General features: G+C 62.6%; 8 protein-coding genes and 2 riboswitches. Of the genes, 6 read left to right on the top strand and 2 right to left on the bottom strand.

The features are described 5' to 3' along the window. Positions 1 to 362, bottom strand: a 362-nt coding sequence (locus NK214_RS17030; protein WP_253315054.1) for a dihydroxyacetone kinase subunit DhaK, incomplete at its 3' end; no start/stop codon positions are given. 245 nt (positions 363 to 607) lie between these two features. After that, a riboswitch (glycine riboswitch) is annotated at positions 608 to 699 on the top strand. A 14-nt stretch (positions 700 to 713) separates the two neighbouring features. Further along, positions 714 to 810, top strand: a riboswitch (glycine riboswitch). A gap of 41 nt (positions 811 to 851) precedes the next feature. Between NK214_RS17030 and gcvT the strand changes: the two genes are divergently transcribed. From gcvT to NK214_RS17010, 4 genes are all read left to right on the top strand, one after another. After that, positions 852 to 1940, top strand: coding sequence for a glycine cleavage system aminomethyltransferase GcvT (gene gcvT, locus NK214_RS17025; protein ID WP_227107183.1), 1089 nt, complete (start codon positions 852 to 854; stop codon positions 1938 to 1940). 73 nt (positions 1941 to 2013) lie between these two features. Further along, positions 2014 to 2400 carry a glycine cleavage system protein GcvH gene (gene gcvH / locus NK214_RS17020; RefSeq protein ID WP_107798347.1) on the top strand — a complete coding sequence of 129 codons (387 nt, stop codon included), beginning with the start codon at positions 2014 to 2016 and terminating at the stop codon, positions 2398 to 2400. A 123-nt stretch (positions 2401 to 2523) separates the two neighbouring features. Beyond that, positions 2524 to 5376 (top strand): aminomethyl-transferring glycine dehydrogenase, encoded by a 2853-nt coding sequence (gene gcvP / locus NK214_RS17015; RefSeq protein WP_253315053.1) that lies wholly within the window; start codon positions 2524 to 2526, stop codon positions 5374 to 5376. Positions 5377 to 5552: 176 nt separating this feature from the next. After that, the gene (locus tag NK214_RS17010) at positions 5553 to 8993 is read left to right on the top strand and encodes an EAL domain-containing protein (protein ID WP_253315052.1); all 3441 of its coding nucleotides are present in this window, start codon (positions 5553 to 5555) and stop codon (positions 8991 to 8993) included. Here the strand turns inward: NK214_RS17010 and NK214_RS17005 are convergent. Then, the gene (locus tag NK214_RS17005) at positions 8974 to 9750 is read right to left on the bottom strand and encodes an ABC transporter substrate-binding protein (protein WP_227107189.1); all 777 of its coding nucleotides are present in this window, start codon (positions 9748 to 9750) and stop codon (positions 8974 to 8976) included. The two genes, NK214_RS17010 and NK214_RS17005, sit on opposite strands and share 20 nt — an antisense overlap. 187 nt (positions 9751 to 9937) lie before the next feature. On the opposite strand from NK214_RS17005, the gene NK214_RS17000 reads away from it, so the two are divergent. After that, positions 9938 to 11521: an ABC transporter substrate-binding protein gene (locus tag NK214_RS17000; protein ID WP_107798351.1), complete on the top strand. Its 1584-nt coding sequence runs from the start codon at positions 9938 to 9940 to the stop codon at positions 11519 to 11521. A 647-nt stretch (positions 11522 to 12168) separates the two neighbouring features. Then, complete coding sequence (locus NK214_RS16995; protein WP_107798352.1) at positions 12169 to 12819, top strand: TetR/AcrR family transcriptional regulator; 651 nt, start codon at positions 12169 to 12171, stop codon at positions 12817 to 12819. Positions 12820 to 12853 lie beyond the last annotated feature (34 nt).

The raw sequence follows: 12853 nt of genomic DNA, 5'->3' as shown, positions 1-12853 counted from the left end.
TCCGCCGCCAGGCCGAAGTTGAGCCGGTCGCCGGTGTAGTTCTTGACGATGAGCAGCACGCCCTTGGGGCCGGCGACGGCGCGGATCGCCGCCAGCACGGTGTCTACGCTGGGCGAGGTGAACACGTCGCCCACCGCGGCGGCGTCCAGCATGCCGTGGCCGATGTAGCCGGCGTGGGCCGGTTCGTGGCCGCTGCCGCCGCCGGAAATCAGCGCCACCTTGTCGCGCAGGCCGCCGGCGGGAAGGTCCGCCCGCAGCAAGACGTTTTCTTCCTCGAGCAGCGCCAGGCCGGGCAGGGTGTCGGCCAGGCCTTCCAGCATCTCCCGCGCCACATGGCGCGGATCGTTGATCAGTTTTCGCATCGCGGTTTCCTTTCCAGATCGGATAGAGATCGTGCTTGGTCAAGATGGATGTCATCTTACGATCAGCGCCGGCGCAATGGGGTGGTCATCTATTTTTTGATCGGTAAGGAAATGAAATATGTTCGTAATCGATCTTAAACGAAGCAATGCCGGTTCAATGTTTTGCGGTTTCGAATATTTTAAGTCATTGTTTAAGTTGAAGATAAACACGGCTTGCCAAGCCCCGGTCCAGCAACCATAATCTGGCTCGTCATGCAGGAGAGAGTGGCCGTCCGCGCCACCGCCGAAGGCGCAAGCGCACCCGCAATCGCTCAGGCAAAAGGACTGCATCATCGGACTGGCCGCAGCCAGTTCGCCGAATCTGGAGAGCGGCATCCGCGGATGCCCACCGAAGGGGCTAACGGCCGCAAGGCCGGAAAATCTCAGGTGCAGGGACAGAGGGGTGTAGGGAATAGAGCAACACTACACGCTTTTGCTAAGGACGCACCGATGACGGCCCCGAAACGCACCCCCCTGTTTGAATCCCATATCGCCGCCGGCGCCAAGATGGTCGATTTCGCCGGCTGGGAAATGCCCATCCATTACGGCTCCCAACTCAAGGAACATGAGATCGTGCGCAGCGACGCCGGCATGTTCGACGTTTCCCATATGACGGTGCTGGACATCAGCGGCCCGGACGCCAAAGTCTGGCTGCAGCGCTTGATCGCCAACGACGTGGCCAAGCTCGGCTTCGAAGGCAAGGCGCTGTATTCCGGCATGCTTACCCCCGACGGCACCGTGGTGGACGATCTGATCGTCTATCTGACCTCCTACGGCTACCGCATGGTGATCAACGCCGGCACCACCGACAAGGACCTGGCCTGGATGGAAGGGCGCAAGGCGGATTTCGACGTGGACATCAAGGTGCGCCGCGATCTGTCCATCCTGGCGGTGCAGGGCCCGCAGGCCATCGCCAAGGTCTGCGCGGTCAAGCCCGAGCTCGCCGACGTCATCCAGGCCTTGAAGCCCTTCCAAGGCCAGCCCGCCGGCGATTGGTTCTACGCCCGCACCGGCTACACCGGGGAAGACGGCCTGGAAGTGATGCTGCCCGGCGTCGAGGCCGCGGCCTTTTTCCAGCAACTGCAGGCCGCCGGCGTGGCGCCGATAGGCCTGGGCGCGCGCGACACCCTGCGCCTGGAGGCCGGCATGAATCTCTACGGCCACGATATGGATGAAACTGTTTCCCCGCTAGAGGCCGGCATGGGCTGGACCATCGCCTGGGAACCGGCGGAGCGCGATTTCATCGGCCGCAAGGCGCTGGAGGCGCAGAAAGCCGCCGGCCTGAAAACCAGGCAAGTGGGCCTGGTGCTGGAAGGCCGCGGCGTGCTGCGCGAAGGCCTGAAAGTGGTGGTGGAAGGCGTAGGCGAGGGCGTGATCACCAGCGGCACCTTCTCGCCCACCCTCAAACACTCCATCGCGATCGCGCGCGTGCCGGCCGGCACCGGCGATACGGCGCTGGTGGATCTGCGCGGAACCTTGACCGAGGTGCGCGTGGTCAAAATGCCGTTCGTGCGCAACGGCAAAAAAGTTTTCGCCTGAGCGGCGTGCTTGGGCAGGCCGCGCGACGCGGCCGGGAATATCGTTTAAGACCTGGATTTGACTGGAGACACTCATGAGCAACATCCCCGCCGAACTCAAATACGTTGAAAGCCACGAATGGCTGCGCCTGGAAGCCGACGGCTCCGTGACCGTGGGCATTACCGAGCACGCGCAGGAACTGCTGGGCGACATCGTTTTCGTCGAATTGCCGAAAGTGGGCGCCAAGCTCGCCAAGGAAGAGCAGGCCGGCGTGGTGGAGTCGGTGAAAGCCGCTTCCGACATCTACTGTCCGATTGCCGGCGAAGTGCTGGCCATCAACGAGGAACTGGAAGCCGAACCGGAACTGGCCAACGGCGAGCCCTACGGCGCCGGCTGGTTCTTCAAGATCAAGCCGGCGGATCCGGCGGACCTGGACGCCCTGATGGACGCCGCCGCCTACGCCAAGGAAATTGGCGCCTGATGGTGAAAACCGCCTCGCAGTCCTAATCGACCGCGAGGCGTTTTTTTCGCCCGGATATCCAGCAACACCCGATTGGCCGCGCAAGCCGCGGCGCGGACGGCAAGCACAGAAGGCCCCGTACTCATGTCTCTCTCCGAACTTTTCAACCGCAAAGAATTCATCTCCCGCCACATCGGCCCGTCCGACGCCGAGCGCGAGCAAATGTTGGCCGCCATCGGCGTGGCCTCCATCGATGAACTGGTGGCGCAGACGCTGCCGGCCGACATTCACCTGAACCGCAAGCTGGAGCTGCCGGATCCGATGCCGGAAGCCGAGGCGCTGGCCGCGCTGAAGGCCGTCGCCGCCAAGAACGTGGTCAATAAATCCTTCATCGGCCAGGGCTATTACCCGGTGCTGACTCCGACGGTGATCCTGCGCAATCTGCTGGAAAACCCGGGCTGGTACACCGCTTACACTCCGTATCAGGCCGAGATCGCCCAGGGCCGTCTCGAAGCCTTGCTGAACTTCCAGCAAATGGTGATAGACCTGACCGGTCTGGAACTGGCCAACGCCTCCTTGCTGGACGAGGCCACCGCCGCCGCCGAGGCGATGGCGATGGCGCGCCGCGTGTCCAAGGCCAAGTCCGGCCAGTTCTTCGTAGACAGCCGCGTGCTGCCGCAAACCCTGGACGTGATGCGGACCCGCGCCAAGTACTTCGGCTTCGAGCTGGTGCAGGGCCATCCGGAAGAGGCGGGCAAGGGCGAATACTTCGGCGCCTTGTTCCAATATCCGGGCGAAGCCGGCGATCTGATCGACCTGACCCCGCACATCGCCGCGGTCAAGGCCAAGGGCGCGGTGGCGGTGGTGGCCGCCGACATCATGGCCTTGGTGGCGTTGAAATCGCCGGGCGAGATGGGCGCGGACGTGGCCATCGGCAATACCCAGCGCTTCGGCGTGCCCATGGGCTTCGGCGGCCCGCACGCCGCTTACTTCGCCTTCAAGGACGAGATGAAGCGCTCTGCGCCGGGCCGCATCATCGGCGTGTCGGTGGACGCCAAGGGCAAGACCGCGCTGCGCATGGCGCTGCAGACCCGCGAGCAGCATATCCGCCGCGAAAAGGCCAACTCCAATATCTGCACCAGCCAGGTGCTGCTGGCCAATATCGCCGGCATGTACGCGGTGTACCACGGTCCGGAAGGCGTCAAGCGCATCGCCGCCCGCATTCACCGCCTGGCGGCCATTTTCGCCCACGCGGTCAAGGCCGCCGGCGGCAAGCTGGTGTTCGACCGCTTCTTCGACACGGTGCAGGTTGAGGCGCCCAAGGCCGAGGCGGTGTATCAGGCGGCGCTGGCCGCCGGCTACAATCTGCGCCGCGCCGGCGGCAATGTGCTGGGCGTCGCCTTCCACGAGGCGGCCAGCGAGGCCGATCTGGCTCGTCTGATCGAAATCTTCACCGGCAAGAGCGCCGACATCGCCGCGCTGGACGCCGCGGCCGCCGACGCGATTCCGGCCGGACTGAAGCGCGAATCCGCCTTCATGAGCCATCCGGTGTTCAACACCCATCATAGCGAGCACGAGATGCTGCGCTATATGAAGAAGCTGGAAAGCCGCGATCTGGCGATGAATCATTCGATGATCTCGCTGGGCAGCTGCACCATGAAGCTCAACGCCACCAGCGAAATGATCCCGATCACCTGGCCGGAGTTCGCCAATATGCATCCGTTCGCCCCGCGCGAACAGACGGTGGGCTATCTGGAAATGATCGCCGGCCTGGAAACGCAGCTGCGCGCGATCACCGGTTTCGACATCATTTCGATGCAGCCCAATTCTGGGGCCCAGGGCGAGTACGCCGGCCTGCTGGCGATCAGCCGTTACCATGAGTCGCGCGGCGACGGCCAACGCAATATCTGCCTGATTCCGCGCTCCGCCCACGGCACCAATCCGGCCACTGCGCAGATGATGAATATGCAGGTGGTGGTGGTGGATTGCGACGAGGCCGGCAACGTCGACGTTGCGGATCTGAAAGCCAAGGCCGAGCAGCATTCGGCTCAGCTGGCGGCGCTGATGATCACCTATCCGTCCACCCACGGCGTGTTCGAGCAGCCTATCCGCGAAATCTGCGCGATCATCCATCAGCACGGCGGCCAAGTGTATATGGACGGCGCCAACCTCAACGCCCAGGTGGGCTTGTGCCGTCCGGCCGACATCGGCGCCGACGTGTCGCACATGAACCTGCACAAGACCTTCTGCATCCCGCACGGCGGCGGCGGCCCGGGCATGGGCCCCATTGGCCTGAAAGCGCATCTGGCGCCCTTCATCGCCAACCACGTGGTAGCCTCGGTGCCCTCCGCCCAGCCGGGCCAGACCGCGGTGTCGGCGGCGCCGTTCGGCTCCGCCTCCATCCTGCCCATCTCCTATATGTATATCGCGATGATGGGCGCGGAAGGCATGAAGCAGGCCACGGAGAACGCCTTGCTGTCCGCCAACTACGTGGCGACGCGGCTGGCCGAGCATTTCCCGGTGCTGTACACCGGCGCCAACGGCCGGGTGGCTCATGAGTGCATCATCGATCTGCGTCCGCTCAAGGCCTCCAGCGGCGTGACCGAAGTGGACGTGGCCAAGCGGCTGATGGATTACGGCTTCCACGCGCCGACCATGAGCTTCCCGGTGCCGGGCACGCTGATGATTGAGCCGACCGAGTCCGAGCCCAAGGTCGAGCTGGACCGTTTCATCGCGGCGATGGCGGCTATCCGTCGGGAAATCGACCAGGTGCAGAACGGCGTGTGGCCGGCGGACAATAATCCCTTGTGCAACGCGCCGCACAGCAAGGCCGACATCGCCGGCGACTGGCAGCGTCCGTACAGCCGCGAAACCGGTCTTTTCCCGCTGGACTATGTGCTGGAAAACAAGTTCTGGCCCAGCGTCAACCGCATCGACGACGTATACGGCGACCGCAATCTGGTGTGCAGCTGCCCGTCCACCGACAGCTACGCCTGATCCGCGCAGGCGGACGCCAAACCACCCCGGCCCAGGCCGGGGTTTTTTTACGCGTCGACGCGTCGATACGGCACTGGAGTTGAGTGGATATACGACTATCATATTTAATGAGGAATATGACGGCAGTCTTGCCGCCCTTGATCCGCGAACCCCACCGATAGGAGGCTGCGTTGGCGTTGAACGCGCAGGTTGCGATTGCCGCACCGGATTTCCAGCTGCTGTTCGAACGGGCCCCCGGCCTGTATTTAGTGCTGGATACCGATTTCAACGTCATCGCCGCCAGCGATATTTACCTGCAGACGACCTTGACCCGGCGCGAGTCCATCCTGGGGCGCAATCTGTTCGACATCTTTCCGGTCAATCCCGCCGAGCCGGAAGGCGAGGGCTCGCGCAATCTGCGCATTTCTTTGCAGCGAGTGCTGGCCACCGGAGTCGAGGACAGCATGGCGATGCAGAAATACGATATCCCGCGGCCGGACGGCAGTTTCGAAGAGCGCTATTGGAGTCCGACCAACTGGCCGGTGAAACGCGCAGACGGCAGCGTGGCCTGCATCATTCACAGCGCGCAGGACGTCAGCGAGTTCGTGCGCCTGAAACGGAGCCAGCCGCAGCAGAGTCAGCCGGCGGAATGGCGGGCAATGGACGCGGCGGCGCTAGAAGCGGAAATGGTGAACCAGCATGCGCAAATCGCCCGGGCCAACACCGATCTGAAGGAATCCAATAACGAGCTGGCCCGCTTGAATCAGCAGATGCGCGAGCTGGATCAGATGAAGACCCGCTTCTTCGCCAATGTCAGCCATGAGTTGCGCACGCCGCTGACTCTGATTCTGGGTCAGGTAGAACGCTTCCTGACAGGCCAGGCCGAGCCGGAGGAGAGCCCCAATCTGCTGATGATCCAGCGGCAGGCGCGCATGTTGCTGCAGCAGGTCAACGATTTGCTGGACGTGGCCAAGCTGGACGCGGGGGAACTGAAGCTGCGCTACGCTCAGCTGGACCTGGCCGAGCTGGTGCGTCACGTGGCCTCTTATTTTACTTCGCTGGCCAGCGACCGGCATATCGACTACCAAGTGGCGGCGCCGAAAACGGCGTCGGCGCAGGTGGACGCGATCAAATTGCAGCGCGTATTGCTGAACCTGCTGTCCAACGCCTTCAAGTTCACGCCGGACGGTGGCCGCATTCAGATTGCGCTGGAGCTGAGAGGAAGCCAGGCCGGCATCCGGGTGCAGGATAACGGGCCCGGCGTGCCGGCCGAGATGCGCGACAAGGTGTTCGAGCGCTTCGTGCAAGTGGAGGACGGCGATTACGGCCGGCACGGCGGCACCGGGCTTGGCCTCGCCATCGTCAAAGAATTCATCGAGCTGCACCATGGCAATGTGAGCTTGTTCGCCGCAGAGGGCGGCGGCGCCTTGTTCCGCCTCAGCCTGCCTCTGTTGGCGCCGGCGGGTGCGCAGATAGAGTCGGAAGACTTGCGTCTGGACGATTTGCTGGCCGGCGGCGCGGTGCCCGCGCCCGCGTCGCCGCAGGCCGAGGGGGGCGCCGCGCCGGACAAGGGCGCCCAGGCGTTGGTGCTGCTGGTGGAGGACAACATCGATATGAGCGCCTTCATCGCCGGCGCGCTGGGCAAGCATTATCGGGTGATGACGGCGCCGGAGGGCGGCCGCGGCCTGCGTTTGGCGCAGAGCGAGCAGCCGGACCTGATCATCAGCGATCTGATGATGCCGGGAATGGGGGGAGAAGAGTTTGTGTCGGCTTTGCGCGGCAACCGTCAGACCGAGGACATCCCGGTGGTGATGTTGTCGGCGCGCGCCGACGATTCGCTGCGGCTGCGTATGCTGCAGAACAGCGTGCAGGAGTTCTTGTTCAAGCCGTTTTCGGTGGCGGAGCTGCTGGCGCGGGTGGGGCGCTTGATCGGCGAGCGCCGCCGCTCGGCGATGCGTTTGAAGCAGGCGCTGTACGCGGCGGAACAAATCGCCTGGGAGCTGGACCTGGGCGCCGGGGTCTTGCACGAAGAAGGGCCGGTGGGGCGGATTTTCGGGCGGGCCGAGGATTATCGTCACGACAGTCTGGACGCCTTGCTGGCGCAAATCCATCCGGAGGATCTGGACGAGTTGCGTCGGCGTTGGCAGGCCTTGCCGGCCGAGGCCGGAGAAAGCCTGCACGAGTGTCAGTTTCGCGTCGCCCTGCCGGAGGCGGGGCAGGTCTGGATGCAGGTGAGCGCCAGCCTGTGGCGGGACGAACAGGGGCGGCCGCGGCGCGCGATGGGCTTTGCCCGCGACGTGTCCACGCTGAAGCGTTCGCAGCTCAATATCGAGTTTCTCGCCAAGCACGACAGCCTGACTCAACTGCCCAACCGCGTGCAGTTGAACGAGCGGCTGCAATGGAGCTTGAGGAATCATCGGCGCTCAGGGCGGAGCCTGTATCTGCTTTTGGTGGACCTGGACGATTTCCGCTTCATCAACGACAACCTTGGGCATGAGGTGGGGGACCGCCTGTTGCGCATCGTGGCTGAACGCTTGCGCGCCTGCGTGAGCGGCCACGATCTTTTGTTCCGCATCGGCGGCGACGAATTCGTCGCCTTGGCCGAGAACGCCGCCGACGGCGCGGCCGACAGCCTGGCCGAGCAGGTGCTGGCGGCGCTGGCGGCGCCGTACCAGGACGGAGACCACCGCTATTTCCTGTCCGCCAGCATCGGCATCAGCTGCTATCCCTGCGACGCGGACACGCCGGAAGGGCTGATGCGCGATGCGGATATGGCGATGTACCGCGCCAAGTACGCGGGCAAGAACGGTTATTGCTTCTTTTCCGAGGATATGGCGGACGGCGTGCGCCAGCGCCTGCAAGTGGAGACCGGCTTGCGTCAGGCCTTGCAGCGACGGGAACTGCGGCTGGAGTACCAGCCGCAGATGACGCTGCGCAGCCAGGACATGCTGGGGATGGAGGCGCTGTTGCGCTGGGAGCTGGACGGGCGCAAGCAGTCGCCGGCGGAGTTTATCGCCATCGCCGAAAAAACCGGCCTGATCATCGATATCGACGAGTATGTGTTTCGCAATGTTTGCAGCCAGGTGATGGCCTGGAGAGGGCAGGGCCTGCCGCCCTGGCGCGTCAGCGTCAATCTGTCGGCGCGCTTCTTCGGCTTGCCGGACGCCGTCGCGCGTTTGCGCGCGATCGCCGAGGAAAGCGGCGCGCCACCGGAGCAACTGTGCCTGGAAATCACTGAGGGCACGCTGATGGACGCGGACAGCGCGATGAAGGCCTTGCCGACGCTCAAGCGCATGGGCTTTCACATCAGCGTGGACGACTTCGGCACCGGTTTTTCCTCGCTGTCCTATCTCAAGCGGCTGCCCATCGATGAATTGAAGATAGATCGCAGCTTCATCATGCGGCTGGACAGCGACGAGCGCGATCTGGCCATGGTGGCGGCCATCGTGTCCATGGCGGAAAGCCTGAGCCTGCAAGTGCTGGCCGAGGGCGTGGAAACCGAATCCCAGCACGCCTTGCTGCTGGCGCGCGGCTGCCATAGCGGCCAGGGCTATCTGTATTCGCGCTCCTTGCCCCCCGAGGAGCTGGTGTCCTGGTGGCGCGGCCGTTTCGAGTGTTTCACGGGGCGGGCGGATTGATGCCCGGCGCCGTTTCGCCGGGCAGCCAGCGCCGGTACAGCGCGGCGAAACTGCCGTCGCGCTTCATCTCGTCCAGCGCCTGTTGCCAGGCCTTGATCACCGCGTCCGGGGTCTGACGGGAAAAGGCGATGTAGCCGTAGGTGTGGGAAAAGGTCAGCGCCTTGCGTACTTGGGCCGGGTCGAAGCCCTGCTGGCGCAATTGATGCGGCAAGGTGGTGTTTTCGCTGACGATGACGTCGGCGCGCTTGCGCATCAACATGGTCAGCAACTGGTCCGGCGTGGCCACGGTGGCCAGGTTGGAGAAGTTCTGCGCGCTCAGCAGCTGTTGCAGATACCAGTCTCTCACCACCATGATTTGCGGCAGTTTGCGGGCGTCGTCCAGCGTTTGCAGTTTGATCGGGCTGTCGCGCCTCACAAACAGGCAGCCCAGGGTTTCGGTGACCGGGCCCACCCACTTGAACATGCGCTCCCGTTCCGGGGTGCGGTTGGTGTTGAACAGCACGGTGTTCGGCTGCTGTTGCGCTTGGCGATAGCCGCGCGCCCAAGGCACCACGGCAATGGGGTCGTGGTTGCCGACGCGGCGTTGTATCCCTTGCACCACTTCCACCACCAGGCCGGCGGCCTTGCCGTCTTGCTCGAAAGTCAGCGGTGGGTCATCCTCGGTCAGGATGTCCAGCGCAGGGCCCGGCGCCGCGCGCAGCGGCGCGGCGGCAAAGCTGGTCAAAAACAGGGCAAGCAGGCAGTGGCGGCGGTTCATGTCGATGGCGCTTTGTATTCTGGCTGTCCGCTTTGACTGTAGCGGCAATTTGCGCCGGGCTCAAACTCCATCCTTGGCCGCGTCGCGAATATGAATATGCATAATCGATGGTTTGTTTTTTTCGCTTATTCGCTTAACCTTCGTTTCTGATACCGAAGATGCCATGCAGTTTGATGAGGAAATGCCGATGAACAAGCAATTGACGCTGTTGGCCCTGGCCCTGGCGCCTACCCTGGCGCTGGCCGCGCGCCCGTTGACGGTGTGCACCGACGCCAATCCGGAAGGTTTCGACGTGGTGCAGTACAACTCCCTGGTCACCACCAACGCGTCGGCGGACGTGCTGATGAACCGCCTGGTCGAATACGATCCGGCCGCCCGCAAAGTGGTGCCGGGCCTGGCCGCGTCTTGGCAGGTCAGCGACGACGGCCTCGGCTACACCTTCAAGCTGCGGCCCAATGTGGCCTTTCACTCCACCGATTACTTCAAGCCTGGCCGCAAGCTGACGGCCGACGACGTGGTGTTCACTTTCGAACGCATGCTCAATCCGGCCCATCCTTGGTACAAGAGCGCGCCGAACGGCTATCCGCACGCGCAATCCATGCAGTTTCCCAAGCTGATCAAGGCGGTGCAGAAGGTGGACGCCAATACTGTGCGTTTCGAGCTCAACTATCCGGAAGCCACCTTCCTGTCCAGCCTGACCATGGGCTTCGCGTCCATCTATTCGGCCGAGTACGCCGGGCAGTTGCAGGCTGCCGGCCGCCAGGCGGACTTGAACGCTAAGCCAATCGGCACCGGGCCCTTCGTCTTCCGCAGCTTCCAGAAGGACGCCGTGGTGCGCTACGCGCCTAATCCGGCTTATTGGGGAGCCAAGCCCAAGGTCGGCGCGCTGATTTACGCGATCACGCCGGATTCGGCTGTGCGCGCGCAGAAGCTGAGAGCCGGCGAATGCCAGCTGGCCTTGTCGCCCAAGCCGCAGGACGTGCTGGCGGCCAAGGCGGATCCCAAGCTGCGGGTTCTGCAAACGCCGGCCTTCATGACCGCCTTCGTCGCCTTTAACAGCCAGAAAAAACCGTTGAACAACCCCTTGGTGCGGCAAGCGCTCAACCTGGCTTTCGACAAGAACTCTTATCTGAAAACGGTGTTCGACAATACCGCCACCGCGGCGGACCTGCCTTATCCGCCGAATACCTGGAGCTATAACAAGGGGGCCAAGCCCTATCCTTACGATCCGGCGCGCGCCAAGAAACTGCTGGCCCAAGCCGGCTATCCCGACGGTTTCGAAACCACGGTGTGGGTGCGGCCCAGCGGCAGCACGCTGAATCCCAATCCCAAGGCGGGCGCGGAGCTGCTGCAATCCGACCTGGCCAAGATCGGCGTCAAGGTGCAGATCAAGGTGATTGAGTGGGGGGAGCTGATCAAGCGCGCCAAGGCCGGCGAACATGAGCTATTGTTCATGGGCTGGGCCGGCGACAACGGCGACCCCGACAACTTCCTGACCCCGCAGTTTTCCTGCTCGGCGGTGCAGTCCGGCACCAATTTCGCGCGCTTTTGCGACGCCAAGCTGGACAAGCTGATCAGCGACGGCAAGAAGAGCAGCGATTTCGCCCAGCGCGCCAAGCTGTATCTGGCGGCGCAGAAGTTGATCCAGGAGCAGGCCTTGTGGCTGCCCTTGGCCCACCCCACTGCATACGCCTTGGCGAGCAAGGATTTGAGCGCTTACGCCGTCAGTCCGTTCGGGCGGGTGGACTTTGGACGAGCGCAGTTGAATTGAGCCCGGCGGGCCGGTTGTCGACGGCCGGCCCGTCAGGCTTTGTCAGCATAAGCGAGGAAATGCCGGTTAATGTTCGAATGCGAACTTGCCTGTGCATATTTCCCCGCTTTAAGTAATTCAACATCGTATTTTTGTTGAAATGTTGTTTTAGCGTATTTATTTTTTCGATTAGAAACTAGCTGCTTTCTAAGGGAGACATTGCTTGAGTGTCTGCTTGTTATCTTGAGGCGGGTCGTCAAGCAGAGAAGACCGACGGAGAGGGCGTGACGATGTCGATGACGGTCGCCGAGCATCGTCATTGCTATGGCGCGTTTTTGTTCACATCCGCGGCGATCTTGCCGCTATTTTCGCGCGTTGCGCGGACGCCACGCCGGCGGCGAGTCCATGCTGGGGGCGTCTGGCAAGACAGTAAGCCGCGCAAAATGTTCCAAATCATCAAAACTACGCAATTTAATAATAGTAATTTTAATATTTGCGACCTCTTTTTAAGAGTTATTGGGAAATAACTTTAAAAAGAACAGCATTTTTCCGGCTATCCCTAGTTGAAACTACTCACTGGCCTATTTAGCGTGCGCTCGCCCTCGCTTATGGCAAAAGTTTCGCGTATCATCAGACCTTGGTTGGGATAAACATGACATAAGAATATAATGCAAACTAGACGAACACAACAAAGTCGTAGGGAGTCCACCATTGGGAAACTGGTGGAAGCGGCCATCGAGTGTCTGCTGGAGTTTGGCTATCACGGTACCAGTGTGCAGCTGATCTGCAGCCGGGCCGGCGTCTCCCAGGGGGCCCTATTCCGCCATTTCGCCACCAAGAACGAACTGATGTTGCCGGTAGGGCGCAAGGTAGTCGACGATATTTTCGAGGCCGGCCTCAAGCTGGCGGCGGAAATGTCCAGCACGATGCCGGAGGAGGAACGGATCGTCGCGCTGATGAAGGCGCTGGTGCTGTCGCCGCGTCACATCGTGCTGATGGAACTGTTGATGGCGGCTCGAACCACCGCCGATCTGCGGGAAATCTTCCTGGCCAGTTCCAGCAATTACTTCCGCGACCGCTTCGTCGCCATGATGGCCTCGCTGTTTCCGCGTTACGCCATTTCCACCGGCTTCTTCGCCACCTTGCTGACCATGATGACCACCTTCCACGGCATGGCCTTGTACCGGATGCTGAACGAGCATCCCGAAGGCGACAAAATGCGGGAACAGTGGTTGCAGACCGCTCTGCGCAGCGAGCTGGAACGCATTCGCGCCGAAGGCGCGGACAGCCGCAATCCTTTATACCAACTGCCGTTCTAAGAAGCTGTTCAAAGTCCGCCGCACGCATCGAGAC

The organism is Chromobacterium sp. S0633 (genome assembly GCF_024158805.1).
Lineage (GTDB): Bacteria > Pseudomonadota > Gammaproteobacteria > Burkholderiales > Chromobacteriaceae > Chromobacterium.
This window is presented reverse-complemented; position numbering and strand designations above follow the sequence as displayed.

Excerpts from the sequence above, each read along its gene's own strand:
- gcvT (WP_227107183.1), top strand. The coding sequence starts at position 852 with ATGACGGCCCCGAAACGCACCCCCCTGTTTGAATCCCATATCGCCGCC.
- gcvH (WP_107798347.1), top strand. The coding sequence starts at position 2,014 with ATGAGCAACATCCCCGCCGAACTCAAATACGTTGAAAGCCACGAATGG.
- gcvP (WP_253315053.1), top strand. The coding sequence starts at position 2,524 with ATGTCTCTCTCCGAACTTTTCAACCGCAAAGAATTCATCTCCCGCCAC.
- NK214_RS17005 (WP_227107189.1), bottom strand. The coding sequence starts at position 9,750 with ATGAACCGCCGCCACTGCCTGCTTGCCCTGTTTTTGACCAGCTTTGCC.
- NK214_RS17000 (WP_107798351.1), top strand. The coding sequence starts at position 9,938 with ATGAACAAGCAATTGACGCTGTTGGCCCTGGCCCTGGCGCCTACCCTG.
- NK214_RS16995 (WP_107798352.1), top strand. The coding sequence starts at position 12,169 with ATGCAAACTAGACGAACACAACAAAGTCGTAGGGAGTCCACCATTGGG.